Origin of the sequence: Caulobacter vibrioides, assembly GCF_002310375.3 — a bacterium.
Lineage (GTDB): Bacteria > Pseudomonadota > Alphaproteobacteria > Caulobacterales > Caulobacteraceae > Caulobacter > Caulobacter vibrioides_D.
Window position 1 is genome coordinate 3,665,593 of the sequence record NZ_CP023315.3, and the last position, 24,688, is coordinate 3,690,280.

Consider the following 24,688-nt stretch of genomic DNA (forward strand, 5'->3'; position numbering starts at 1 on the left):
CTTTCTGTTACGGCAAGGGCCACGGCGTCATGCGTCTAAGTTCCCGGCCCGGCCGTATGTGAAACGGGTGGCACGCGTCATTCCGAGGCGATCGGCGTCTCGGCGCAACTCAGCCCGTGGAAAGAACCCCTCCAAAATGGACGCACTGACCCGCGAGCGAACCCTGATCGGCTCCGACGACACGACCGGTCTTGATCTTGAACCCGTTCAGCGCCCTTCCAAGGACGAGGCCATGGCCGCCGTGCGGACGTTGCTGGCCTGGGCCGGCGACAATCCGGAGCGCGAAGGCCTGATCGACACGCCCAAGCGCGTCGTCGAGGCGTTCGACGAGTGGTTCGCCGGCTATCACGGCGATCCGGCCAAGGAACTGTCGCGCACCTTTGAGGACGTGCAGGGCTATGACGACATGGTGATGCTCCGCGGCATCGACGTGCAGAGCCACTGCGAGCACCACATGGCGCCCTTCCTGGGCAAGGCCTGGATCGCCTACATGCCGACCGGCAAGGTGGTGGGCCTGTCGAAGCTGGCGCGCCTGGTCGAGATCTTCGCCAAGCGTCTCCAGACCCAGGAGACCATGACCATGCAGATCGCCGACGCCATCGAGGACCACCTGTCGGCCGCCGGCGTGGCCGTGCTGATCGACGCCGAGCACCAGTGCATGAGCACGCGCGGCGTCCACCACCACGACGTCTCGACCATCACCACCCAGTTCCGCGGCGTGTTCAAGACCGACAAGGTCCTGCAGCAGCGGTTCATGGACCTGGTGAAGAAGTAGACTTTGAAAGCCCCTCCCCCTCGCGGGGGAGGTGGTCGCGAAGCGACCGGAGGGGGAAGGTCATGGGCCTTAGCCGCTTCCCTCTCCGTCGACTTTGTCGACACCTCTCCCCTGGGGAGAGGATTAGACACGCCCCCTTAAGCCGCTCGCCAGATCCCCTGGCGGATCCGCGCCACGCAGGCGTGCACCGGCGGATGCACCAGGGTCACCAGCACGAAGCTGATGAGCATCAACAGGTACCAAGCGCCCATCTTCTCGAACGCCACCATGCGCCAGCCGTCGGTTTGGTTCGGATAGATCCAGGCGCCGGCGAAGGTGCCCAGGTTCTCGGCGATCCAGATGAACAGCGACACCAGCACCGCCCCCATCAGCATGGGCATGCGTCGCGCGGTCTGGTCGGGCGTGAACACGAACCAGGTCCGTCCGAACAGCAGAACCGACAGCGCGAACAGACCGATGCGAATGTCGATCATGTAGTGGTGGGTGAAGAAGTTGGCGTAGATCAGCACCGCCAGAATGTGCGTGGTCCAGAACGGCGGGTAGCGGATGAAGGTGATGTCGAACAGTCGCCAGATGCGGGCGATATAGCTGCCCACGCACGCATACATGAAGCCTGTGAACAGCGGCACGCCGCCGATGCGCAACAGGCTCTCCTCGGGATAGATCCAAGAGCCTTGGGCGGTCTTGAACAGCTCCATGATCGTGCCGACGACGTGGAACATGAAGATCACCAGCGCCTCGTCCCAGCGCTCCAGCTTCAGCGCCAACAAGGAGGCCTGGATGGCGATCGCGGCGACGACCAGGAAATCATAGCGGGCGATCGGCGCCGCCTCGGGCCAGAACAGCTTGGTGCCGACCAGCAGCGCCAGCATCAGCCCGCCAAACAGACAGGCCCAGGCCTGCTTCAGGCCGAACAGAAGAAACTCGTAGGCGTAGCCGTTCCAGCGCGATTGCTGCGCCCACGGCCGCGCTCGCTCGTCCAGCGCCGCCACGCTAGCCTTGATGCGGTCTTTCAGGTTCATCGCGTTCCCTAGGACGCGCAAGCACGCCCGCTTTCCCCAGAAGCGGCGCGGAAACTAGCGCAGGCTCGCAGCCTGCGCCATATGTGGCCCATGAGCACCGACCTGTTCCCCCAAGCCCACACCAAGCACGACTTGGAGCGGGGCGCCGCCCTCGCGCCGCGCTTCAACGCCGATGGTCTGGTCGTGGCGGTGGCCCAGCACGCCGACACCGGCGAGATCCTGATGCTGGCCTGGATGAACGCCGAGGCCCTGAAGCTGACGGTCGAAACCAACATCGCCCACTACTACAGCCGCTCGCGGGGCGAGCTTTGGAAAAAGGGCGACACCAGCGGCCAACTGCAGGACGTCATCGAACTGCGGGTCGACTGCGATCAGGACGCGGTGCTGCTCAAGGTGCGCGTGCGCGGTGACGGCGGCGCATGCCATGTCGGCTTCAGATCGTGCTTCTACCGGGTGCTCGAGAACGGCGCGCTGGTCGAGCGCGAGACGCCCACCCATGACCACCCCTGAGGCCCTGATCGCCTTCACCCTGGCGGCGGGTCTTTTGACCCTGACGCCGGGCCTGGACACCGCGCTGGTGATCCGCACGGCGGCCGCAGAAGGGCCGCGCCGCGCCGCCGGCGCGGCGATCGGGGTGGGGATCGGTTGCTTGGTCTGGGGCGCGGCCGCCGCGTTCGGGGTCGGGGCCCTGCTGACCGCGTCCCAAACCGCCTACACGGTGCTGAAATGGGCCGGCGCGCTTTACCTGGCCTGGACGGGGTTGCGCATGATCCTTCGGCCGCGCGACGCCTTCGAGCTGGGCGAGACGAGGCCGACGGACGCAGGCGCCCTTGCGGCGATGCGCCGGGGGCTGCTGACCAACCTGCTCAATCCCAAGGTCGGGATTTTCTACGTCTCGTTCCTGCCGCAGTTTATGCCGGCCGGCGTCGATCCCGCGCGCTTTGGCCTGGCGCTGACGACGATCCATGTCGTCGAAGGGCTATTGTGGTTCGCGCTTCTAATCACGGCCACCGTGCCGATCGCGGGCCTCCTGAGACGACCGCCAGTGATCCGATGGCTAGATCGGATCACCGGCCTGGTGTTCGTCGCCTTTGGGCTGCGCCTGGCGCTGGAGCGCCGGTAGGTTTCAGGCCTCGCGCAACGGCTCTACGCCACCATCGGCGGCGGGCGTGACCACGAAGCGCTTCAACGGGGCCACCTTGTAGGTCGGCTCCATAATCGTCGAGACGGCCATCAGCTCGCTGGTCGCCTTGCCATGCTCGAGGGTCAGCAGCACGAAGCCCTTGGCGCTCGGGTGGGCGTACTTCACTTCCTTGTTGCGCTGAACAAAGGCCTCGCCGATCGGTACGCCGGGCAGGTAGTCGCCATAGCCAGGCGAGGTGACCGAGGTGGTCCCGAACTCGACCGCCACGCGCTTCTGGCCCGCGTCGTTCCAGAGTTCATTGGCCCAGAACATGTGGCTGTCGCCCGCCAGCACGATCGGACGCGCCTTGGCGGCCGTGAAGATGTCGTAGACCCGCTGGCGATCGGCCGGATAGCCGTCCCAGGCGTCCAGATTAGACGGCACGTCGAAGGCCGACATCGCCACCGACTGATCCACCCGCTTGCGGGCGTAGTCCGGCAGCTTGGCCTGCAGGGCGCCATAGGCCGCCTCGCCCATGGTGGCCTTCAGGTTGGCCGAGGCGACGCGCGCCATCACCACCTGGTTACCCAGAACCTGCCAGGCGGTGTTGGCCTTCACCGAGGCGCCGACCTGGCTGGCCAGCCATTGTTCCTGCCCCTCGCCTAGCATCCGGCGGGACGGGTCCTTCCATTTGGCCGCGAAGGCCGCGACGTCGGGCTTCCCATCGACGATCGGCATGTCGCGGTCATAGCTCAACTCGGGAGTCCGCGCGGTCAACCGCGTCTCGACCATCAGCAGCGAGGCGACATCGCCAAACTGGAACGACCGCCACGCGGCTTCCGGCAGGGCCGCTTCCCGGATGGGCATCCACTCGTAATAGGCCTTCAGGGCGGCGGCCTTGCGGGCGGTCCAATCGCCCTCGCCCTTGTCGGGATTGTGGTTCTCAGCGCCGCCGACCCAGCTGTCGTTGGCGGTTTCGTGGTCGTCCCACACCACGATCCAGGGCGCGCGCGCGTGGGCGGCTTGCAGCGCTGGATCGGTCTTGTACTGCGCGTGGCGGCGACGATAGTCGTCCAGGGTGACGATCTCGTGCGGCGGCTGGGGCGCGCGCGACTTGGCCACCGGCGAGTTCATCCCGTAGTCCTGCGGCGCACCGCCGTACTCATAGATGTAGTCGCCCAGATGGACCACGGCGTCGACGCGCGGCAGCTTGGCGATGGCGTCGTAGGCGTTGAAGTAGCCGTTCGGGTAAAGGCTGCAGGAGACGACCGCCAACACCGCGTCCTTGGCCGCGCCCTTCACGAGGGTCTTGGTGCGCCCCACCGGCGAGGTCACGCCATTAGCCATGAAGCGGTACCAGTACTCCGTACCCGGCTTCAGGCCCTGGCCGTCGAGGTCGTGCTTGACCGTCCAGTCTCGGCTGGCGCGGGCGCGCAGGCCGCGGCTGGCCGTGACCAGGGTCTTGAAGTCAGGGTCGGCGGCGACCTCAAGGTCGACATCAATGTCGCCCGTCGTCGTCTCTTTGGGCGTCACGCGGGTCCAGAGGATCACATAGGTGAGACCAGGGTCACCGCTGGCGACCCCATGCTCAAAGGCGACAGGGCCTTTGAAATAGCTGATCGGTTGAGCGGCGGCCTCGCCGGCGGCGGCGCCCGAAACGCCCAGCAGACCCAACAGTCTCCGACGATCAATGGTCATGATGCTCTCCCCGGATGCGCCTAAAGTCCCGGCCCGACATAAGCCATGTCGGGCCGGGCGCGTGCTTTTTAGTGACGGAACGTGACGCCCACGCCCATGAAGCGCGGCTTGCCGGCGATGAAGGTCGGGATGCCGAAGCTGTCGCCGGTGTTGCCCGCGTCCTTCAGATAGCGCTCGTCGTTCAGGTTCTCGACGAAGGCCTCGATCTTCCAGCGATCATCGACCGCGCCGAAGCCCAGGCGCACGTTCAGCAAGCCGTAGGCGTCCTGGAACTCATCGACCTTGGTGTCGGGGAACAGACCGGCCGATTGCAGGTCGGCGCGGTCATTGTTGTCGTCGAAGAACATCTTCGAACGCCAGGTGTAGGTCGGCGAGAAGGTCAGCTTGCCGCCCAGGGCCTCGCGGCTGAACAGCGCGCCCATCGAGACGGCATGGTCAGGCGAGAGGCGGAACTGGTTGCCCTTGCGCAGACCGCTCTCAAGGCGAGCGTGGTTGTAGCCGTAGGTCCCGAACAGGGTCCAGAAGTCCCCGGCTTGCAGACGCGCCTCGCCCTCGAAGCCGTAGGCCTTGGCCTTGCCGGCGTTGAGCGTCACGACCTGGGCGCCTTGGCGGAAGGTCGTGGCGAAGTTGTCGTAGTCGTAGCGGAACACCGCGCCCGACAGGTACAGGCGACCGTCCATCAACTTGCCCTTGGCGCCGGCCTCGTAGCTGTCGACCACCTCGGCCTTGACCGTGTTGAAGCGCGGCTGGCCAAGCGGCGCGGCCGGGCCGCTCGTCGAGATCACGTCGGGACGACGACCGCGCGCAAACGAGGCGTAGAGGCTGACGTCGTCAGAGACCGCATAGCGACCGACGAGGCGCCAGGTGACGCCGCTGTCGGAGATCGACGTGCGGAACGTGTCGCCATTGTTGGCGGTGGGTTGGTTGAGCAGACCCAGCAGCGGCAGGGCGGGATTGTTCACCGCGTTCGGCTGCGCGGCCAGGAACAGGTTGGTCGGCGTCGGCGCGGCGAGCAGCACACCCAGGATCGAGCGACCGTTCTGGACGGTCGAGCGATAGGCCGCTTCACGATCTTCGCTCGTGTAGCGAACACCCGCCGTGAGCTCGAGCTTGTCGGTCAGACGCAGCGTGCCGTCGGCATAGACATCGTAGGTGGTGTTCTCGCCGTAGTTGGCGAATTCCTCGCGATGGATCGGCTTCAGATTGGACGCGAAACCCGTCGCCAGCGAGGAAGGAATGCCAAAGCCCAGTTGCAACACCTGCGCCAGATAGGCCGGGTTGGTCAGGACGGCCTGCGGCTGCGGGGTCGGACGGCTGATGCCCAGCGGCGAGGCGCCCGCCAGCAGGGCCAGCACCAGGCGTTCGTCCATCTGGCCCGGGATGCGCCAGGAGCCGGTTTCGTGGAAATAGTTGGCGCCGACGAAGCCCGAGAAGCGGCCGCCGGCGTCGTAGCGCAGACGCAGTTCCTGGCTCTGCTGACGACCTTGCGCATCTTCGGCGAAGGTCAGGATCGGCAGGGAGGAACCGTCGGGATCGAACACTTCGACCGAATGAAAGGCGCGCGTGGCCGTGATCGACGACAAGGTCAGGCTGTCGTTGATGCGATAGTCGGCCAGCGCGGTGAGGCCATAGACCTTGCGGTCGAGACCCAGGGGTGCGCCGCCTTCGAAGCCGGCGCCGGGCGCCAGCGTCGCAAAGCCGCCGACGCTGGTGTTGCTCAGCGCTTGGCCGGTGACCGGATTGCTCGGATTGAAGGTGTTGCTCTTGAACGACGTGCCGGTGCCGTCATCGACTTGGTAGTTGCCGATGAGGTCAAACTTCAACCGGCCGGCTTCGGTGTGGAACGCCACACGCACGGCCTGGGTGTCGGTCGAGTCGTAGGCGTCGCCGCCCGCGGCGTCCTTTACGTAGCCATCGGCCTGACGGGTGCGGGCCGCGATACGCAGAGCCGAGCTGTCACCGATCGTGAAATTGACCATCGCCTCGCCGACGCGGTAGCCGCGCGTGCCGGCCTCCGCCTTGAACGCCCAGTCAAAGCCGCCGGGATTAGCCTTGTTCTGAACCAGGTTCACCGCGCCGATCAGGGCGCCGCGACCGAAAAGCGTCGACTGCGGGCCCTTGGCGATCTCGACCCGCTCCATGTCGAACAGCTCGACATACGAGCCACGCGACCGCGAGATCGGCACGCCGTCCTGATAGATCGAGACGCGCGTCTCGTCGGTGGCCGAGCCGGAGTCCGAGGTGATGCCGCGCATCACGAAGCCGGAGTTGTTGTTCGACTGGTTCTGAACCAGGAAGCCGGGCGTGAAGGCCGACAGCTCGTCGAAGGCCTTGACCCCGATCGCCTCAAGGAACTTGCCCGAATAAGCGGTGACGGCGATCGGCACCTCGACCGGATCCTGCGCGCGCTTCTGGGCGGTGACGACCAGCTCGCCGAGCAGGGCGGGGTCGTTGTTGCTGGTCGGAGCGCTCTCCTGACCGGCGGCCAGGGCCGGGGCGGCGATGAGCAGGCTCAGAGCGCTGGCGGTCAACAGCGTGGTGGTGCGGAAGGCGCGCATGGACTATCCCCAAAAGACAAAACTCGACCACGCACCTAGGCGCCCTGCATGTCGGCGGCGCGACGGGCTGATGACGGAGCTATGAAACCCCCGTGAACGGCGCGGACGACATTGCGGACGACGACCTGCTCGACGACGTCCCCAAGGGCGCTGCGACCGAGGACGAGCGCCTCAGCGCGGAGCTGCCGGCGAGTCTGGCCGGCCAGCGCTTGGACAGGGTCTTGGCGCCGCTCTTTCCCGACCTGTCCCGCGCCCGCCTCCAGGCCCTGATCAGCGAGGGCCGGCTGACGCTCGACGGCGAGACGGTGTCGGACGCCTCGCGCAAGGCCAGGGCTGGAACCTATCGCCTGGCCGTCCCGCCGCCCGCGCCCGCAGACCCGGAACCCGAGGCCATCCCCCTGTCGATCCTCTATGAGGACGCGCATCTCATCGTAGTGGACAAGGCCGCCGGCATGGCCGCGCACCCCGCCCCTGGGACCTACAGCGGCACCCTGGTCAACGCCCTTTTGTATCACTGCGGCGACAGCCTCTCGGGCGTCGGCGGGGTCGCGCGGCCCGGCATCGTTCATCGCCTCGACAAGGACACCTCGGGCGTCATGGTGGCGGCCAAGAGCGACGCGGCGCATCGCGGCCTGTCGGCCCTGTTCGCCACCCACGACATCGATCGTCTTTATATCGCCCTCACCCGCGGCGCGCCGACGCCGCCGAGCGGCACGATCCGCACCCAGCTTGGCCGCTCGCCGGGAGACCGAAAGAAGATGGCGGTGCTGCGGTCGGGCGGCCGCGAGGCGATCACCCACTACCAGGTCGAGGCCGTCTTCGGCCCGCAGGATCGCCCCCTGGCCGCGCGCGTGGCGTGTCGGCTGGAGACCGGACGCACGCACCAGATCCGCGTCCATATGGCCAGCAAGGGCTCGCCCTGCCTTGGAGACCCCGTCTATGGCGCGGGCCAACCCTCGGCGGCGGTCCGGGACCAGATCGAGGCGGCGGACCTTCGCCGCCAGGCCCTGCACGCGGCCGTGCTGGGCTTTGTTCATCCGATCACCGGCGAGGCGCTGAGGTTCGAGACCCCGCCGCCCCCCGACATGGCGGCCCTGGAGGTCGCGCTGGCCGCGCTCTGAGCCGAGCAAGGCCCAAGCTTGCGCCCGCGCAACAAAAGCGCCCTAATTGCGCTGGCTTGGCGCCGCAGGGTTCAGCCTCGTCAACCTGGAGCGTCCCCATGCGGCCTTATCTTGCGCCCCTCGCTTTCGCCGCAGCCCTGGCGGGCTCGGCCCAGGCCGCGACCATCTCGCCCGGCGACGACGAGGTCATCGCCACCGCGCACGCCAAGACCTCGGCCAAGGCGCTCACCGCCGTCGCTTCTGACGCGCCGACCGCTGCCTCGACGACGCCGCCCCGGCCGCTAACGACCCAGGAGCAGATCGCCGCCTTTGTCGCCGCCAACGCCCAGGCCGAGGACGCGCCGCGGGGTGTGTTGCCGGCCGAGCGCGACGAGGAGGGCAAGCGCAAGGTCCATGGCTCTATGGGCGTCTCGGTGGGCACGGGCGGCTACCGTAGCGCCTACGCCACGGCGCTGATCCCCGTCGGCGAAAGCACCACGATCGGTGTCGCTGTTTCCAAGACCGACTTTGGCAAGCGCGGCGGTTGGTACGCCGACCCTGCCGACGGCGGTTATGGCCCCGGCTACGGCTACGGCTATGGCTATGGCTACGGCTACGGGCCGGGCTTTGCCCGCTTCCGGGGCGGCGAACGCCAATCCATCGCTCTGTCGGTGGTGACCGGCGGAACAAACGGAACGGCGGACGTCCCCAACGGGTGCGCGCCGGGCTTTCGGAGCGGCGGCCGCTATGTCGAGCCCCTATGGGTCGAGGGCATGCGTGACGGAGCCCATCCCTGCGCCGTCACCGCGCCGCCTCGCTAGCCGCAAGAAAACTGTTTTTTCTAGCGACGCTGTTCGCTCATGTTTAACGGCTTGCGCGCCATGGTGCGCACCTCGGGCGTCTGAGGCTTGTTGATGCAGCCGGAAATCATACCTTATCACCATCCCGCTACGGGCGCGGTGAGCTACCTGATCGTCGATCCGGCCACCTTTCTCTGCGCCATTGTCGATCCCGTGCTGGATTTTGATCCGGTCACCGAGGCGATCGACACGCGTTTTGTCGACGCCATCATCGCCGACATCCGCGCCAAGGACCTCGGGCCAACCTGGATCCTTGAGACCGGCCTGCATGCCGGCCACCTGTCGGCCGCCGGGCATCTCAAGTACGAGACCGGCGCTTCGGTGTGCATCGGCGCCCGTGTCGTCGAAAGCCTGAAGCGCCTCGCGCCCAAGTTCGGCGAGACCATGGTCGACGTGGACGGCTGGGACTTCGACAAGTTGGCCCAGGACGGCGACACCTTTCCCATGGGCGGGCTTGAGATCACGCCGATCGCCATGACCGGCCGCCTGCCCGGCGCCGTCGCCTACAAGATGGCCGACATGGTCTTTACGGGCGATCTGGTCCTGGCGCCCTCCGAAGGCGCCGGCCGTTGCGATATTCCCGGCGGAGACGCCGGCAAGGCCTGGGACGACGCGCAGAAGATCCTGGCCCTGCCGCCAGAGACCCGCGTGTTTCCGGGCGTCTGCGCCACGGCGCCGCCCGAGTCGACGGTCGCCGAGCACAAGGCGTCGAACATCCAACTCAACGACACCGTCGACCGGCTGGACTTCATCGCTCTGCGCACGGCCGCCGACGCCTTCCTGCCCGACCCGATGTTCGCCGCCGCAGCGCTGCGGGTCGCTATCCGCTCGGGTCGTCCGCCGTCTGAACCCGAGTCCGGCCCCCGCTTCCCGGCGGTTGATCTGGGCAAGCTCTAGCCAACGCCAAGGGGGCGCGTCCGGCGCCCCCGTCCCTGTGAGCGGCGCTCTGCGCCGGGGGGCTTTTGCGCTGCAGGCGGATGATCCACGGCCTCGACGCCTCGCCGCGAAAAAGCTGCGAAAGAAACCTCGCCAGGGGCTTGCGTCGCGAGGGCGACGCCGCTAGGTATCGCGCCCTCGACCTCGGGCGGCGAATATCGGCCTCCCGGACGGCGCCTGGAGAGGTGGCAGAGTGGTCGAATGCGCCGCACTCGAAATGCGGTTTACGTGAAAGCGTAACGTGGGTTCGAATCCCACCCTCTCCGCCATTCCCCGTCCAAAGATCACTCTTAAGTACCATTCCCGCTTCGGGGGACTGGGCGCTCCTGAAACCAGGCCCCTAGCGTCGTGTCGACCCGCCCCTGCGGGTCCGCGACGCGCCAAGTCGGAAATCTGGGTGAAGGCGCAGGCAAGGCCACTGCCTGTCCTTCACTGCCCGGTCGCCGTCTAGCTGCGGCCCTCGGAGAGTGGGGAGCTCCCTTCGTCCACGGCCGGACGGCGCTTCTTGGCGAAGCTCAACAGGGTCGCGCCGATCAAGGCCGAGCTGAGCGAACCGACCAGGACGCCGACCTTGACCTCGTTCTGGAGCGCGGCGTCCTGGAACGCCAGCAGCCCGATGAAGAGGCTCATCGTGAAACCGATGCCGCACAGCAGGCTAACGCCGTAGAGCTGCAGCCAGGAGGCGGCCACCGGCAGGCGCGCGATCCCCAGCCGGATGGCCAGCCACGCCGCCCCGAAGACGCCGATCTGCTTGCCCAGGAACAGCCCCAAGGCCACCCCCAGCGTCACCGGCTCGGCGAGGACGGACGGGGTCATGCCCGCAAACGAGACGCCCGCATTGGCGAAGCCAAAGATCGGAACCACCAGGAACGCCACCCAGGACGACAGCGCATGCTCCAGCCTGTGAAGGGGCGAGCTTGCATCGTCCGGCGCGGCCTTCGACGCTTGCAACGGGATGGTCATGGCCAGCACCACGCCGGCGATCGTGGCGTGAACGCCCGACAGCAGGACCAGCCACCACAGCGCGACGCCCATCACCAGGTAGGGCGCGAGCCGCTTCACCTTCAGCCGATTGAAGCCGACCAGCACGAGGGTGAAGATCCCCGCCCCTGCGAGGGCGGCGGTGTTGAGCTCGGCGGTGTAGAAGACGGCGATGACCAAAACAGCCACGAGGTCATCGACGATGGCCAGCGTCGCCAGAAAGATCTTGAGACTGGTGGGAACACGAGACCCGAGCAGCGAAAGGACGCCCAGCGCAAAGGCGATGTCCGTCGCGGTCGGAATGGCCCAGCCGCGAACGGTCTCAGGGCTGCCTGCGTTCAAGCCCGCATAGATCAGGCCAGGCACGATGACGCCGCCGGCTGCGGCGATACAGGGCAGCGCACGGTTGGCCCAGGTCGACAGTTGCCCGTCCAGGAACTCGCGCTTGATCTCCAGGCCGACGAACAGAAAGAAGATCGCCATCAGCCCATCGTTGATCCAATGGAGCAGGTCGAGTCCGGCGAACGACACATGGAGGGCGTTGAAATAGCCCTCGGCCAGCGGCGAGTTGGCGATAAAAAGGGCGAGCGCGGCTGCGGCCATCAAAAGCAGACCGCCGGCCGCTCCACTTTCCAGGAGCTCTCTCAGCACGGACAGTTTGCGGACACGGTGTGGCATGGCGCGGATCTCCGCGCTGGCGGCCCGACCAACGTAAACCCTGATCGACCAACGTGATCGACCACCCAGGTCTGCCTATCGCATCAGAGGTCGCGACGAACAAGCCTTCGCGATGAGGTTCGACGCGGCGTCTGCATGGACATGGGCGACGGATCGCCCCTCCCGCACAGCGCCCTGGAGACCGTCGTGCGCGACGGCACAGGCCAGGGCGGCTCTGCTAGATCAGGCTGCGCAGCGCCTGGCCAACGCGCTCGGCCTCCGGCCCCAGAACCACGTGCACCGCATGCTCGCCGACGCGAACGAAGCCGCGGACCCCAACCGCGCGCAAGGCCGCCTCGTCGACGCTTGCGGCGTCGGAGACAACCACCCGCAGGCGACTGGAACAGGTCCCGATCTCACGCAGATTGCCCGCGCCGCCCAGCGCGGCGACGAGCGCCAAGGCCTTTTGGTCATCGGCGACCGAGGGCGGGCTGGATGACGCGATCTGCGGTGGCGTCGGCGCATCGGCGACCCCACGCGAAGCCGCCGCGGGGACACCAGCGCCGATGGCCGCGCGGATCTCGCCCGCGACCGTGTCGGCGATCGGCCCCAGCACGACCTGCAGCGCCTTGTCCGACGGCTTGACCACCCCTCGCGCGCCCAGGGCCTTGAGGGCGGGTTCGTTGACCGCGCTCTGGTCGACGACGATCAGCCGAAGGCGGGTGGTGCAGGCGTCGACGCTGACGAGGTTGGCCGCGCCGCCCAGGGCGGACAGAAAGTCGGCGCCCCGTCCGCCGCCCGTCGTGACGGTCTCGATGGACAGCGCCGCCTCGACCTCGCGGCCGGGGGTCTTCAGGTCGAACCGGACGATAGCGAACCGGAAGACGCCGTAATAGATCGCGCCATAGACCAGCCCCACCGGGATCAGCAGCCAGGGCCGGGTGGCCTTGTTGAAGTTCAGCACATAGTCGAACAGGCCCGCCGAGAACCCGAAGCCCAGCCTGACGTCCAGCATGTTCATCAGGGCCATCGACAGGCCCGTCAGCAGCGCGTGGATCGCATAGAGCACCGGCGCCAGGAACATGAACGTAAACTCGATCGGCTCGGTCACGCCCGTCAGGAACGAGGTCAGGGCCAGCGAGCCCAGCATCCCCGCCACCGCCTTGCGACGCTCGGGCCGCGCGGTGTGCAGCATGGCCAGGCACGCGGCCGGCAGGCCGAACATCATCACCGGGAAGAAGCCGCTCATGAACGCCCCGGCGGTCTTGTCGCCGGCCGCGAAGCGGTTGAGGTCGCCGGTGACGCCGTTGAAGTCGCCCAGGATGAACCAGACCACGTTGTTGAGGATGTGGTGCAGGCCCGTGACGATCAGCAGACGGTTCAGAAGGCCGAAGATGACAAGGCCCAGATTGCCGGACGCGGTCACCAGACCGCTGAGGCCGTCGACGCCGGCCTCCAGCGTGCTCCAGAAGGCGCCGAACAGCAGGGCCAGGACGACGCCGGCCAGACCCGCGACGATGGGCACGAACCGCCGACCGCCGAAGAAGGCTAGGTACTCGGGAAGCTTGATGGTGCTGTAGCGGTTATAGAGCCAACCGCTGATCACCCCCGAGAGGATGCCGACGGGGATGGATAGCTTGCCGATCTCCTTGGCCTTCCAGGCCGCGATCGCCAGGTCCTTGGCTCCCTCCACGGCCTTGGCCGCCACCTCGGGCGGCGCGACCATCAGCGCCTCGACGCCCTTGGTGGCGATGACGTAGCAGACCACGCCCGCCAGGCCGGCGGCGCCGTGGTTCTCGCGGGCCAGGCCCACCGCCACGCCGATGGCGAAGATCAGGCCCAGGCTCCCGAAGATCGCGCCGCCCGCCGCCCCGAAGGTGTTGGCCACCGACAGCGACATCCCGTGGGTCATCGCCGCCAGGGCGGGCGCGCCCAGCAGGTCCGGCTGGCCGATGCGCAAGAGCAGCGCCGCCACGGGCAGCACCGCGATCGGCAGCATCAGGGCCCGACCGAGGGGCTGCAGGACTTCAAGCGGAGACTTCATCGGCTCAGGCTCCGTGGGGCGCGTTCATATGCGTTTGGACGAGCGCGCGGACCGCGTCCGGCGAGGTTTGATCCAGCGCCCGGGCCGCCAGGGCCCGGCAGGCCTCCAACGAAATCGTCCGTACGCGGGCCTTCACCTCCGGCGCGATCGAGGCCGTGGTCGACAGTTCGGTGACCCCCAGGCCCAGCAGGATCGGCGTGGCGTCCAGGTCCGAGGCCAGGCCGCCGCACACCCCCACCCAGCGATGATGCCTGGCTGCGCCCCGGCAGGTCTGGTCGATCATCCGCAGCACCGCCGGGTGCAGGGCGTCGATGCCGGCGGCCAGTTCCGGATTGCCCCGGTCCATGGCCAGCACGTACTGGGTCAGGTCGTTGGTGCCGATCGACAGGAAGTCGGCCTCGGCCGCCAGCAGGTCGGCGGTCACCGCCGCCGCCGGGGTCTCGATCATCACCCCCAACTCCACCGGTTCGGTGATCCCAAGCTCGCGCTTGGCCTCCTCCAGCACCGCGCGCACGGCGCGAAGCTCGTCGAGGCTGGCCACCATCGGGACCATGATCTTGCACTGGCCCCGCGGCTCGACCCGCAGGATCGCGCGCAGTTGGGCCTTCAGCAGATGCGGTCGCCACAGGCTGACGCGAACGCCGCGCAGGCCCAGGGCCGGGTTCTCTTCAGCCGGGATCGGCAGATAGGGCGCAGCCTTGTCGCCGCCGACATCCAGCGTGCGGATGATCAGGGGGCGGCCGTCCAGCGCCTCGGCGATGGCCTGGTACTGGCGGGCCTGCTCGTCTTCGTCGGGCGGGGTCTCGCGGTCGAGGAACAGGAACTCGGTGCGCAGCAGGCCCGAACCCTCGGCGCCGTTGGCCACGGCGGCCTGGGCGTCGGCGACCGAGCCGGTATTGGCGAAGACCTCGATGCGAACCCCGTCGCGCGTCACCGCCGGCTCATGGGCGGCGGCCTTGGCGGCGGCCTTGCGTTGCTGGCGTTGGGCAAGCGCCGTCTGCGCGGCTTCCAGGGCCTTGGCGTCGGGCGCCACGCGCAGCGTTCCGGAGTCGGCGTCGAGGATCAGCGTCGTCCCGTCCTTCAACCTCGACAGCGCGTCCCCGACAGCCACCAGGGCCGGAACGCCCATGGCGGCGGCCAGGATCGCCACGTGCGAGGTTGGTCCGCCACGGACGGTGGCGAAGCCGGCGACGGCGGCGGGATCCGCGCTCATCAATTGGGACGGCAGCAGTTCGTCGGCCAGCAGGATCGAGCCCGGCGCCAGCACCGCTTCGGCCTCCTCCTCGCCGCTGAGGGCGCGCAGGACCTGGCGTTCCAGATCGATCAGGTCATCGACGCGCTCGGCCATGCGGCGATCGCCCAATGCCCGGAGCGCCTCGACATAGCCGCCCACGGACTGGCGCCAGGCATAGCCCGCGCTCTTGCCCTCAGCGATCAGGCGATGGGCGCCGGCGTAGAGTTCGGGATCGTCGAGGAAGGCCTGGTGCGCCGCCAGGATCGCCTTGCGGGCCTTGTCGCCGGTCTCGGCGGCCTTACCGATCCGGGCACGGACCATCTCCAGCGCCCGGGCCAGCGCCGCTTCCTCGTGGGCGACGCCCTCGCCCGCCTCGCGCACCGCAATCTCGGCGGTGGACAAGCGTACGGCCTTGCCGATGGCCAGGCCGGGCGCAGCCAGAACGCCCTTCAACACGCCATCGCGCGGCAGTTGGGCGGGAGCGGCCGGCGCGACGGCGGTGGGCGCTGAAGAGGCCAGAGCCTTGGCGATCACCGGCGCGCCCTCGCCCATGCCGCCTTCGATCAGCGCGGCCAAGGCCGCCACCGCCGCCTGGGCGTCCGAGCCGGAGGCTACGATCCCGATCGTGTCGCCATGGCGGATGGCCAGAGACATCAGCCCCACCGGGCTCCTGGCGTTGGCCCGGCGTGCGCCGATCACCAGCGCCGCTTCGGCGGAGAAGGCTTTCACCGCATCGGCGATGCGAGCGGCGGGACGGGCATGAATCCCATGGATCAGAGGCACGACGATCTCGCGCGCGACCTCGTCGCCTGCGCCCGCCAAAACGGCCGTTGCGCGGGCGATCGGCGCCAGCTCCATCAGGAACTCGCCCACGCCGATCTCGCGGTCCTGGTCGCGACGCACGATCCGGAACGCTTCGAGATTGGTGATCACCACCGGCGTGATCAAGCTGCGGGCGCGCTGAGCCAAGAGGTCGAGGTCGAAGCGGATCAGCCGATCGCCCGCCTTCACCGTCTGGCCTTCCTCGACAAGGACCTCAAAGCCCTCGCCGTTCAGGGCGACGGTCTCCAGGCCGACATGCATCAGGATCTCTGCGCCGTTCGTCGCCCGCAGCGTCACCGCGTGACGCGCCCGGTGCACGCTCACCACCGCCCCGTCGCACGGCGCGTGCAGCGTCGAGTCCAGCGGATCGATCGCCAGGCCATCGCCCAGCATCCGCTCGGCGAAGACGGCGTCCGGCGTCTCCTCAAGCGGCGCGATCCAGCCCTTCAAGGGGGCGGTGAGGACGAGATTGGACACGATCAACGCTTCCTGGACACTAGTTCGCGGGCTTGAGGGTCACGCGCTCGACCACCCAGAAGGGATCGAGGCTTTTGGAGGTGAAGGTCAGGCAGAGATCGGCCTTTTCCGCACGCGCCGGCAGGCGGCCTGCGATGGTCGAGAGGCCAGGATTGCGCGCCGCGTCGCCCAGCGGAATCGCGGCGATCCGTTCGCCAGAGCAGCCCAGGCGCACCTCCAGCTCGCCGCCCGGCGTGGCCGGCGGATGCAGCGGGATCTTGTCGCGGTCCTTGCCGACCTGGAAGTTGAACGGAATCTGGGTGACGCGGGCGCTGAGCATCGCGCCCTTGTCGAGGCGCGCGCCTTCCCAGATCCAGCAGGGATTGAAGATGTCGACCATCATCATCGGACGCTGATCGAGCGCGGCGGGCGCATCGTCGATCATGGTCAGCGGCACCTGCTGGGTGCAGAGCTTGAGCTGACCGCTCGTGCGCGTCTGGAGAAGGTCCGCCGACATCGTCCAGGACCGCTCACGACCCAGCGCTTGGCCCTCGACAAAGGTCCGCGCTTTCAGCACCGCGCCGGTGGGCAGGTCGACCGGACCGGCATAGGTCGGAGACATCGCCGTCGGCGCCTTGCCATCGGTGGTGTAGCGGATCTGACCGACGCCCAGGCCCGTGGACAACGCCACGCGCGTCTTGCCGCCCTCGCCCGCCGAGAGCGCCGGCTGAGGCTCGAACGGAACCGGATTGGCCGCTACGCCGAGGACCTTCAAGCGCGCCATCTCGGCGGGAAGGCGCTTGGCGAAGGCGTCCCAATTGGCTTTGGCTTCGGACGACCACGCCCGCTCGGCCAGCGCCACGGCGCGCGGGAAGGCCATCAGCTGCATGCGCTGGTCGGTCTGCATGTGCTCGGTCCAGACATTGGCCTGGACGCCAAGGATGTGCTTGCGCTCGTCCGCCGTCAGTTGGGCCGGCGTAGGGTCGAAGGCGTAGACATCCTTCAGGCTGGAGATGTGACCCCGTCCCGTCGGCTCCTCGGCTGAGGCGCTCTGGCGGTGGTCGAGATAAAGCACCGGATGCGGCGACAGCACCGTGTCGTGACCCTGCTTGGCCGCAGCGATCGCGCCGTCGACGCCGCGCCAGGACATGACCGTGGCGTTGGGCGCAAGGCCGCCCTCGAGGATCTCGTCCCAGCCGATCAGGCGGCGGCCGCGCTTTTCCAGGGTCTTGCCGACCCGCTGGATGAACCAGCTTTGCAGCTCATGTTCGTCCTTGAGCCCCAGTTCCTTGATCTTGGCCTGGACCTTCGGGCTGGCCTTCCACTGGTCCTTGATCGCCTCGTCGCCGCCGACGTGGATGAAGGTCGACGGGAAGATGTCCATCACCTCGTTCAGCACATCGTCGAGGAAGGCGAAGGTGGCGTCATCGGTGTTGTAGAGCCACGGGAAGATCCCCCAATCCCCCATCTTGCTGGCGTCCGGCGGCGCGGTTCCCAGCTGGGGATAGGCGACGATCGGCGCCAGGGCGTGACCGGGGGTCTCGATCTCGGGGACGACGGTGATATTGCGCGCGGCGGCGTAGGCGACCAGCTCGCGGGCCTGGTCCTGGGTGTAGAAGCCGCCGTACTTGGGATAGTTCACGGCCGCGCCGGGGTTGCGGCGCCAGGCGGCGACCTGCGTCAGCTTCGGATACTTGTTGATCTCCAGCCGCCAGCCCTGATCGTCGACCAGATGCCAGTGGAAGGTGTTGAGCTTGTGCGCGGCCATCGCATCGATGACCGCCTTGAGGGTGTCGAGCGACTGGTAGTGGCGGGCGCTGTCGACCATCAGGCCGCGCCAGGCGAAGCGCGGCGCATCCTCGATGGCTGCGGCGGGAAGGGCGACGGGACCCTTGGCCTCGTCCGGGGTCGCCAGCTGCCAGAGGGACATCGCCCCGTAGAAGAGGCCGGCGCGCTTGGCGGCGGCGATGGTCACGCCCTTGGCGTTGATATCGAGCTTGTAGGCTTCGCCGGCCGGCCCCTCTCGGGTCAGGACGATGGCGCCGGCGGACGGCGCGCCCTCGATCACGACAGGACGAAAGCCCCGCGAGCGCTGGATGAGATCGGCCAGTTGGACGGCCACGCCCTTGGCCTCGATATCGCCCTTGGCGACGTGGATGCGGGTGGCGGCCGATAGGGTGAAGACGCCCTCAGCGCGAACGACCTTGGCCGGCGCCGGCGTGATCGCAAGACTGTCGGCGACGGCGCCGGTCGCGAAGGCGGCGGACAGCGCCAGAGCCGAAACAGCGGCGAAACGGAGCGGGGTCAGGGTCACGCAGCCTCGCAGGAAAGGTCGTGGGCGGCCGGCAAAAAGCGGGCGGGACGGCAGGGCCGTCCCGCCCCAGCTCCATGCTTGCAGTCAGGAGGGGTTGGATCAATGCGCAAACATCGGAGGCTTCGGATCGCGCCGAAGCCTCCGATCGCTGAACGTCCTAGAACGCGACGTTCAGCGTGGCTTGCAGCTTGCGGCCCGTGCGGTAGACGCCGCGCGGCAGGGCCGTGGTGTTGGCGTAGGCGTAGTACTCGCTGTCCAGCAGGTTCTGGCCCGAGACCGACATCGTGATGTTCTTGGTCACGGCGTAGCCCACGGTGGCGTCGAGGGTCTTCGAAGCCTTGACGAACATGTCGTCGCCGCGATCGACGCCGGTGAAGTACTTCGAGCGCCAGGTGAAGGTGGCCCGGGCCGAGAACGGACCGTTCTCGTAGAAGGGGCTGACATTGACCTGGTTCTTCGAGCTGTAGGGCAGCGGCGCGCCCGACTGGCCCGAGGCGTCGGCGTAGGTGTAGTTGGCCAGGAGGCCAAAGCCCATGCCGAAGGTCTGCTGATAGGCCAGCGCCACACCCTTCACCTCAGCCGAGCCCGCATTGAACGGACGGCTGATCTGGTAGGTCGTGACCTTGCCTTGCGACTGGTTGAAGTACGACTCCGGCTGGGTGCGCTGAAGGATGTAGTTGGAGATGTCCTTGTAGAACACCTCCGCCGACAGGATCGCCTGGGGCTGGAAGTACCATTCGGCCGAGGCGTTGAAGTTGCTCGACTTGTAGGGCTCCAGCGCCGGGTTGCCGCCGCCGCCGGTCAGGATACCGTCCGAAAGCCAGAAGTAGTTGGTCATGTCCGAATAGTTCGGACGCGCGATCACCTGGGCCGCCGCGAAGCGCAGGACGAGGTCCTCACGGGCGTCGACGATGATGTTCACGCTGGGCAGAACGTTGTCGTAGCTCTTCTTGGTCGACTTCCAGCTCCAGTCGGCGGCCTTGTTGCAAGCCGCGCCGGGATTGCAGACGTAGCCGGCGCTGTCGACCGAGGTCTTCACATAGCGGACGCCGAAGTTACCGCGCACGTTGTCGGCCTTGAAATTGGCCTGGGCGTACAGGGCGTCGATGTCTTCCTGGATGTTCCAGTTGCCGGCCGTGAACTCGGCGGCCGCGAAGATCGACGGCTTGGGCATGGTGGCGCCCGCCGCCAGCCACTTGCCGCTCTGGACGTAGGAGACCATCGACTCCCCGTCGATGCGGAAGCGGCCCTGCATCTGGGTCCCGACGCCGTCGAAGCCCTTCAGATAGTTGCTGGGCACGGTCGAGGGATTGAACGACGAGGCCGGAGCGGCGACGCCGGTGATGGCGATGCCCGCGTACTGCTGACCGGTCTGGTGTTCACGACGCTTGTAGCCGACCTGGACGCGCTGGATCACGCCGTCGAAGTCCTTGCCGAAATCGAACTGGGCGTACTTTTCCTCGTCCGAGGTGGGCTTGCTGACGAGGTTGCCGCTCCAGCCCGGATCGGTCACGAACGCGGCCGGGTTGCCCAGCACGTTGGTCGTATAGGTCAGGCTGCCCGGGCTCTTGGGCGCGCCGCTGATATCGACGGTGTAGTTGGCCCAGTTCAGGAATTCGAGGAACACCTGACGCTTGGTGCCGCCGTCGGCGGTCGACTTGCCGACCTCGCCGTTCAGGTCCCAACCATCGCCCTTGTAGCCGCCCTTCAGGTGGAAGGTGTCGGACTTCAGGCCGGCCTCACGGTACTGCACGTCCAGCACGCTGAGCGCGTTGTTGAACGAGGCCTTGGAGACCACGCCGTTGTTGACGGTCAGGCCGGTCAGGGCGCCCAGGCTGTTCCAGGTGTTGCCCTGGAAGGCGTACATCGACTGGTTGGTGTTGTCGTAGTCGGCGTCGATCTTCAGCCAGTTGAACTCCAGCGAGAGCTGGTCGTTCGGCTTGTACTGCAACGCGGTGGTGTAGGTGGTGCGCGTGCGGCCCTGCTCGAAATAGGACGCGCCGAACGCGTTCGGGCTGCGGGCGCCCAGGTTCGCCGTCAGGGTGCTGGCGCACGAACCGACGCAACCCTTGGTGCGCGAGTCGACCGGATTGTCCGGATTGCCGCCGGCCCACTGATTGGCCGAGATCGTGCCGTAGGTCTCGACGCCGTCGCGACGCAGTTGATCTTCGGCGCGCTGCACCGAGAAGCTGGCGCCGAAGGTGCTGTCGGCGTTCTTCCAGCTGGCCAGCAACGAGCCCTGCAGATCGCCCTTCTTGGAGCGATCCGTATACAGATAGCTCACCGCACCGGCGATCGTGCCCGACTTCAGGTCCAGCGGCTTGCGGGTGTTGACGATGACCGTGCCGCCGATGCTGCCTTCGTCGATACGCGCTTCCGGCGACTTGTAGACGTCGACCTTGCCGACGATCTGCGGCGCCAGCAGTGCGTAGTTGAAGGTGCGGCCCGGAGAATCCAGGATGAACCAGTCGGCCGAGGCGACGGTCTGGCCGTTGAGCAGGGTGCGGTTCAGCGCCGGGTCGGTGCCCAGGATGCTGACCTTCTCGCCTTGACCGAAGGCGCGGTCGACGGTGACGCCCGGAACGATCGTCAGGGCTTCGGCGACGTTCGTGCTGGGAAACTTGCCCACGTCCTCTGCGGTGACGACGTCGACAATGGCGTCGGCCTTGCGCTTGGACTCGATCGATTGCAGCAGCGAGGCGCGGATGCCGGTGATGAGCACCTCTTCCACCTGGTTGCCGTTGCTCTGGGCCATCGCCGGCGCGGCGATCATAACCACCATCGCGCTGGCGGACGCCGCCAGAACGGATTTACGGATAGTCTTCATACTCGGCTTCTCCCCATTATGCCGGGCCGATTGAGCCCGGAGCCGAACCCCAAGCCCAATATGATACCAATCTTCTGGGAGGATCCGCAGAAAGTGGTACTTCTCAGGCCTCGGGAGGCGACTGTGACGAATTTTTTGCGGATGACAAGGCCAAAAAAAAACCAATTGCAGACCACGTTCTTATTGGTATGAAAATGGTCCTATGCTATCGAAGCGGCCAAGGGGCGCCGCAATATCGTGCGGCAAGGCGCGAGCCAGGGAGGGTTGGGCAATGACGTTTGCAGAACGGATCGGTCGCCTCAACGCCGCCGACGATCATGCGCCGCTCTACAGGCAGCTGCAGCGCGCGCTGCGCGAGGCCATCCAGAAAAAGGTCCTGGCTCCCGATGACGCTCTGCCCGCGGAGCGGGACATGGCGGACGCGTTCAGCATCTCGCGCATAACGGTTCGCAAGGCGCTGGACGGCCTGGTCAGCGAGGGCTTGCTGACCCGCAGGCAGGGCGCTGGAACCTTTGTCGCCGCGCGGGTGGAGAAGAGCTTCTCTAAGCTGTCGTCCTTCACCGAGGACATGATCTCCCGCGGCCGCGTGCCGCGCAGCGAATGGATCAGCCGCAGCGAAGGCCAGGTGACCCCCGAGGAGTCGCTGACGCTTGGCTTGTCGCCCGGCACCCCGGTCTATCGGTTCGCGCGGATCCGCTACGCCGACGGCGCGCCGATGGCGGTGGAATATACGACGATTGCGGCCTTCGCCCTGCCCTCCACCGAAGTGGTCGGCACCTCGCTCTATGAAGCCCTCGAGACGACCGGTCACCGCCCGGTGCGCGCCCTGCAGCGGCTTCGCGCCGTGCTGTTCCAGGCCGAGCAGGCCGATCTGTTGGGCGTGCCCGTCAAGGACGCCGGCCTGCTGATCGAGCGGCGGGGCTTCCTGAAGGACGGACGGGCGGTCGAGGTCACCCAGTCCTATTACCGGGGCGACGCGTACGACTTCGTCGCGGAACTGAATTCCCTGTCCTGAGTACGAGCTTAAGCCCGAGGAGTAGAGCTTGGAGGCGACTGTTTTGACCCGTCCTGAGACCCCCGCGCCCGCGGACGCGTCGCCCCTGGCCCGCGCCCCGGACTCCACGCGCATGTTCCAGGAGGCCGGCCAGGCCGCCACGGTCGCGGCCGTCCAACTGACGGCCAACAGCGACAAGATCTCGGCCCTCGCCGCCCGCTTGCGCGCCAATCCGCCGCGCGTCGTCGTCACCTGCGCGCGGGGAAGCAGCGATCACGCCGCCACCTTCGCGCGCTACCTGATCGAGACCAAGGCCGGCGTCCTGACCTCGTCGGCCGGCCTTTCGGTGAGCTCCGTGTACGACGCGTCGCCCAATCTCGAGGGGGCGCTCTACCTGGCCATCTCGCAGTCGGGCAAGAGCCCCGACCTGCTGGCCGCCGTCCGCGCGGCCAAGGCGGCGGGGGCCTACGCCGTGGCCCTGGTGAACGTTGTGGACTCCCCGCTCGCTGCGTTGGCGGACGAGGTGATCCCGCTGCACGCAGGGCCCGAACTCAGCGTGGCGGCCACCAAGTCCTACATCGCCGCCCTGGTCGCCCTGACCCAGTTGATCGCCGCCTGGACCGAGGACGCCGAGCTGACCACGGCGCTGGAGGGCCTGCCCGCCATGCTGGCTCGGGCCTGGGACCTCGACTGGTCGTCGGCTGTCGAGCGCCTGGCGCCGGCCCGTAACCTCTATGTCCTGGGCCGCGGCGTCGGCTTCGGTGTGGCCCTGGAAGCCGCCCTCAAGTTCAAGGAGACCTGCGGCCTGCACGCTGAGGCCTTCAGCGCCGCTGAGGTGCTGCATGGTCCGATGGCCCTGGTGAAGGACGGGTTCCCCGCTCTGGTCTTCGCCCAGAACGACGAGAGCCGCGCCAGTGTCGACGAGATGGCCGCCGGCCTGTGGGCCCGCGGCGCCGACGTTCTGATCGCCGGTGGCGAGGGCGCCGCGCCAGGCGCGCTGCCGACGCTTTCCAGCCATCCGGTGCTGGAACCGATCCTGATGATCCAGAGCTTCTATCGAATGGCCAATGCGCTTTCCGTCGCGCGCGGCTACGATCCCGACAGCCCGCCCCATCTCAACAAGGTCACCGAAACTCTCTGATGCTGGCTGCACTCGAAAATGGCCGCATCCTGACCAAAGAGGGTGTCGTTGAAGGCCGGACGCTGCTGATCGACAACGCCGTGATCACGGGGCTGGTCGCGCCGGGCGAGATCCCGGCGGGGGCCCAGCGTCGCGACCTGCAGGGCGACCTGCTGGTCCCCGGCTTCATCGACACCCAGGTCAATGGCGGAGGCGGGGTCTTGTTCAACGACTCGCCCACCGTCGAGGCGATCGCCAAGATCGGCGCGGCCCATCGCCCGTTTGGGACGACAGGCTTTCTGCCCACCCTGATCAGCGACGACCTGCATGTCGTCGAGCAGGCCCTGCGCGCCACCGAACAGGCGATCGCCCAGGGCGTGCCCGGCGTTCTGGGCGTCCATATCGAGGGCCCGTTCCTCAACCCCAAACGCAAGGGCATCCACGACGCCGACAAGTTCCGCGTCATCGATGAAGCGGCGGTTGCGCTGCTGAGCTCGCTGAAGGTCGGCAAGACGCTCGTCACCCTGGCGCCCGAGCGCACGACGCCGGAAATGATCCGTCGCCTGACGGACGCCGGCGTGATCGTGGCGGCGGGTCACACCAATGCGCTGCACCAGACCATGCGCCAGGCGCTGGATCATGGCCTGAGCGGCTTCACCCACCTGTTCAACGCGATGTCGCCCCTGACCAGCCGCGAGCCCGGCGCCGTCGGCGCGGCGCTGGAGAGCCAAAGCGCCTGGTGTGGGATCATTGTCGATGGTCGTCACGTCGATCCCGTGACGCTGAAGATCGCCCTGCGCACGCGGCCGCTCGACCGCTTCATGTTGGTCACCGACGCCATGCCGACCGTGGGGATGGCCGACAAGCGGTTCGACCTTCAGGGCCGCCACATCCGCGTGGTCGACGGCGTCTGCGTCGATGACCACGGCACCCTCGCCGGGTCGGACCTGGATATGGTCGGCGCCGTGCGAAACGCGATCACCCTGCTGGGGCTGACATTGGAGGACGCCGTCATGATGGCGTCTCACGCGCCGGCGGCGTTCCTGGGGCTTGGCCAGCAGCGCGGGCGGATCGCTCCGGGCTATGCGGCCGACCTTTGCCTGCTGGACGATCGCCTGGAGGTGACGGCCACCTGGATCGACGGCGTCGAGGCCTGACGACAAGACG

17 protein-coding genes and 1 tRNA gene are annotated in these 24,688 nt (G+C 67.6%); 10 read left to right on the plus strand and 8 right to left on the minus strand.

The features are described from left to right. Positions 1-136 precede the first annotated feature (136 nt). Positions 137-775 carry a GTP cyclohydrolase I FolE gene (folE, locus tag CA606_RS17375; protein ID WP_010918347.1) on the plus strand — a complete coding sequence of 213 codons (639 nt, stop codon included), beginning with the start codon at positions 137-139 and terminating at the stop codon, positions 773-775. Positions 776-912: 137 nt separating this feature from the next. On the opposite strand, the gene CA606_RS17380 is transcribed toward folE, so the two are convergent. After that, entirely contained in the window at positions 913-1,797 is an 885-nt protein-coding gene (locus tag CA606_RS17380; protein WP_096053389.1) for a DUF817 domain-containing protein, read from the minus strand. Positions 1,798-1,887: 90 nt separating this feature from the next. Here CA606_RS17380 and hisI point away from each other — a divergent pair, with 90 nt between their 5' ends. Together hisI and CA606_RS17390 are read left to right on the plus strand one after the other, a co-directional pair. Beyond that, positions 1,888-2,307 carry a phosphoribosyl-AMP cyclohydrolase gene (gene hisI, locus CA606_RS17385; protein WP_096053962.1) on the plus strand — a complete coding sequence of 140 codons (420 nt, stop codon included), beginning with the start codon at positions 1,888-1,890 and terminating at the stop codon, positions 2,305-2,307. Continuing rightward, a complete protein-coding gene (locus CA606_RS17390) occupies positions 2,294-2,920 on the plus strand; it encodes a LysE family translocator (protein ID WP_096053388.1) in 627 nt (208 codons plus the stop codon). Before hisI ends, CA606_RS17390 begins: the two co-directional genes overlap by 14 nt. Before the next feature lie 3 nt (positions 2,921-2,923). Here CA606_RS17390 and CA606_RS17395 read toward each other — a convergent pair whose 3' ends face one another. Together CA606_RS17395 and CA606_RS17400 are read right to left on the minus strand one after the other, a co-directional pair. After that, a complete protein-coding gene (locus tag CA606_RS17395) occupies positions 2,924-4,618 on the minus strand; it encodes an alkaline phosphatase D family protein (protein ID WP_096053387.1) in 1,695 nt (564 codons plus the stop codon). 68 nt (positions 4,619-4,686) lie between these two features. Beyond that, positions 4,687-7,176, minus strand: a complete 2,490-nt coding sequence (locus tag CA606_RS17400; RefSeq protein ID WP_096053386.1) for a TonB-dependent receptor — start codon at positions 7,174-7,176, stop codon at positions 4,687-4,689. 92 nt (positions 7,177-7,268) lie between these two features. Between CA606_RS17400 and CA606_RS17405 the strand changes: the two genes are divergently transcribed. From CA606_RS17405 to CA606_RS17420, 4 genes are all read left to right on the plus strand, one after another. Then, positions 7,269-8,297, plus strand: coding sequence for an RluA family pseudouridine synthase (locus CA606_RS17405; RefSeq protein WP_096053385.1), 1,029 nt, complete (start codon positions 7,269-7,271; stop codon positions 8,295-8,297). Positions 8,298-8,395: 98 nt separating this feature from the next. Further along, positions 8,396-9,097: a hypothetical protein gene (locus CA606_RS17410; RefSeq protein ID WP_096053384.1), complete on the plus strand. Its 702-nt coding sequence runs from the start codon at positions 8,396-8,398 to the stop codon at positions 9,095-9,097. 90 nt (positions 9,098-9,187) lie between these two features. Then, positions 9,188-10,033: an MBL fold metallo-hydrolase gene (locus CA606_RS17415; RefSeq protein WP_181242673.1), complete on the plus strand. Its 846-nt coding sequence runs from the start codon at positions 9,188-9,190 to the stop codon at positions 10,031-10,033. Positions 10,034-10,251: 218 nt separating this feature from the next. Next, positions 10,252-10,341 (plus strand) — tRNA-Ser (locus tag CA606_RS17420). A gap of 178 nt (positions 10,342-10,519) precedes the next feature. Here CA606_RS17420 and nhaA read toward each other — a convergent pair. From nhaA to CA606_RS17445, 5 genes are all read right to left on the minus strand, one after another. Further along, positions 10,520-11,731, minus strand: coding sequence for a Na+/H+ antiporter NhaA (gene nhaA / locus CA606_RS17425; RefSeq protein WP_096053382.1), 1,212 nt, complete (start codon positions 11,729-11,731; stop codon positions 10,520-10,522). Positions 11,732-11,948: 217 nt separating this feature from the next. Next, positions 11,949-13,754: an N-acetylglucosamine-specific PTS transporter subunit IIBC gene (gene nagE / locus CA606_RS17430; RefSeq protein WP_096053381.1), complete on the minus strand. Its 1,806-nt coding sequence runs from the start codon at positions 13,752-13,754 to the stop codon at positions 11,949-11,951. Between the two features lie 4 nt (positions 13,755-13,758). Then, complete coding sequence (gene ptsP / locus CA606_RS17435; RefSeq protein WP_096053380.1) at positions 13,759-16,293, minus strand: phosphoenolpyruvate--protein phosphotransferase; 2,535 nt, start codon at positions 16,291-16,293, stop codon at positions 13,759-13,761. Positions 16,294-16,306: 13 nt separating this feature from the next. Continuing rightward, complete coding sequence (locus tag CA606_RS17440; protein ID WP_096053379.1) at positions 16,307-18,580, minus strand: beta-N-acetylhexosaminidase; 2,274 nt, start codon at positions 18,578-18,580, stop codon at positions 16,307-16,309. 157 nt (positions 18,581-18,737) lie between these two features. Continuing rightward, the gene (locus CA606_RS17445; protein ID WP_096053378.1) at positions 18,738-21,407 is read right to left on the minus strand and encodes a TonB-dependent receptor; all 2,670 of its coding nucleotides are present in this window, start codon (positions 21,405-21,407) and stop codon (positions 18,738-18,740) included. Positions 21,408-21,678: 271 nt separating this feature from the next. Between CA606_RS17445 and CA606_RS17455 the strand changes: the two genes are divergently transcribed. Genes CA606_RS17455 through nagA form a run of 3 tightly spaced genes read left to right on the plus strand, consistent with a single transcriptional unit; the run spans position 21,679 to position 24,678 of the window. Next, entirely contained in the window at positions 21,679-22,422 is a 744-nt protein-coding gene (locus CA606_RS17455) for a GntR family transcriptional regulator (protein WP_096053377.1), read from the plus strand. Between the two features lie 28 nt (positions 22,423-22,450). After that, positions 22,451-23,542: an SIS domain-containing protein gene (locus CA606_RS17460; protein WP_096053376.1), complete on the plus strand. Its 1,092-nt coding sequence runs from the start codon at positions 22,451-22,453 to the stop codon at positions 23,540-23,542. Next, complete coding sequence (nagA, locus tag CA606_RS17465; RefSeq protein WP_096053375.1) at positions 23,542-24,678, plus strand: N-acetylglucosamine-6-phosphate deacetylase; 1,137 nt, start codon at positions 23,542-23,544, stop codon at positions 24,676-24,678. Before CA606_RS17460 ends, nagA begins: the two co-directional genes overlap by 1 nt. Positions 24,679-24,688: the final 10 nt, after the last annotated feature.

Excerpts from the sequence above, each read along its gene's own strand:
- folE (WP_010918347.1), top strand. The coding sequence starts at position 137 with ATGGACGCACTGACCCGCGAGCGAACCCTGATCGGCTCCGACGACACG.
- hisI (WP_096053962.1), top strand. The coding sequence starts at position 1,888 with ATGAGCACCGACCTGTTCCCCCAAGCCCACACCAAGCACGACTTGGAG.
- CA606_RS17455 (WP_096053377.1), top strand. The coding sequence starts at position 21,679 with ATGACGTTTGCAGAACGGATCGGTCGCCTCAACGCCGCCGACGATCAT.
- CA606_RS17400 (WP_096053386.1), bottom strand. The coding sequence starts at position 7,176 with ATGCGCGCCTTCCGCACCACCACGCTGTTGACCGCCAGCGCTCTGAGC.
- nagE (WP_096053381.1), bottom strand. The coding sequence starts at position 13,754 with ATGAAGTCTCCGCTTGAAGTCCTGCAGCCCCTCGGTCGGGCCCTGATG.
- CA606_RS17410 (WP_096053384.1), top strand. The coding sequence starts at position 8,396 with ATGCGGCCTTATCTTGCGCCCCTCGCTTTCGCCGCAGCCCTGGCGGGC.
- CA606_RS17390 (WP_096053388.1), top strand. The coding sequence starts at position 2,294 with ATGACCACCCCTGAGGCCCTGATCGCCTTCACCCTGGCGGCGGGTCTT.
- CA606_RS17380 (WP_096053389.1), bottom strand. The coding sequence starts at position 1,797 with ATGAACCTGAAAGACCGCATCAAGGCTAGCGTGGCGGCGCTGGACGAG.
- CA606_RS17395 (WP_096053387.1), bottom strand. The coding sequence starts at position 4,618 with ATGACCATTGATCGTCGGAGACTGTTGGGTCTGCTGGGCGTTTCGGGC.
- nhaA (WP_096053382.1), bottom strand. The coding sequence starts at position 11,731 with ATGCCACACCGTGTCCGCAAACTGTCCGTGCTGAGAGAGCTCCTGGAA.
- nagA (WP_096053375.1), top strand. The coding sequence starts at position 23,542 with ATGCTGGCTGCACTCGAAAATGGCCGCATCCTGACCAAAGAGGGTGTC.
- CA606_RS17445 (WP_096053378.1), bottom strand. The coding sequence starts at position 21,407 with ATGAAGACTATCCGTAAATCCGTTCTGGCGGCGTCCGCCAGCGCGATG.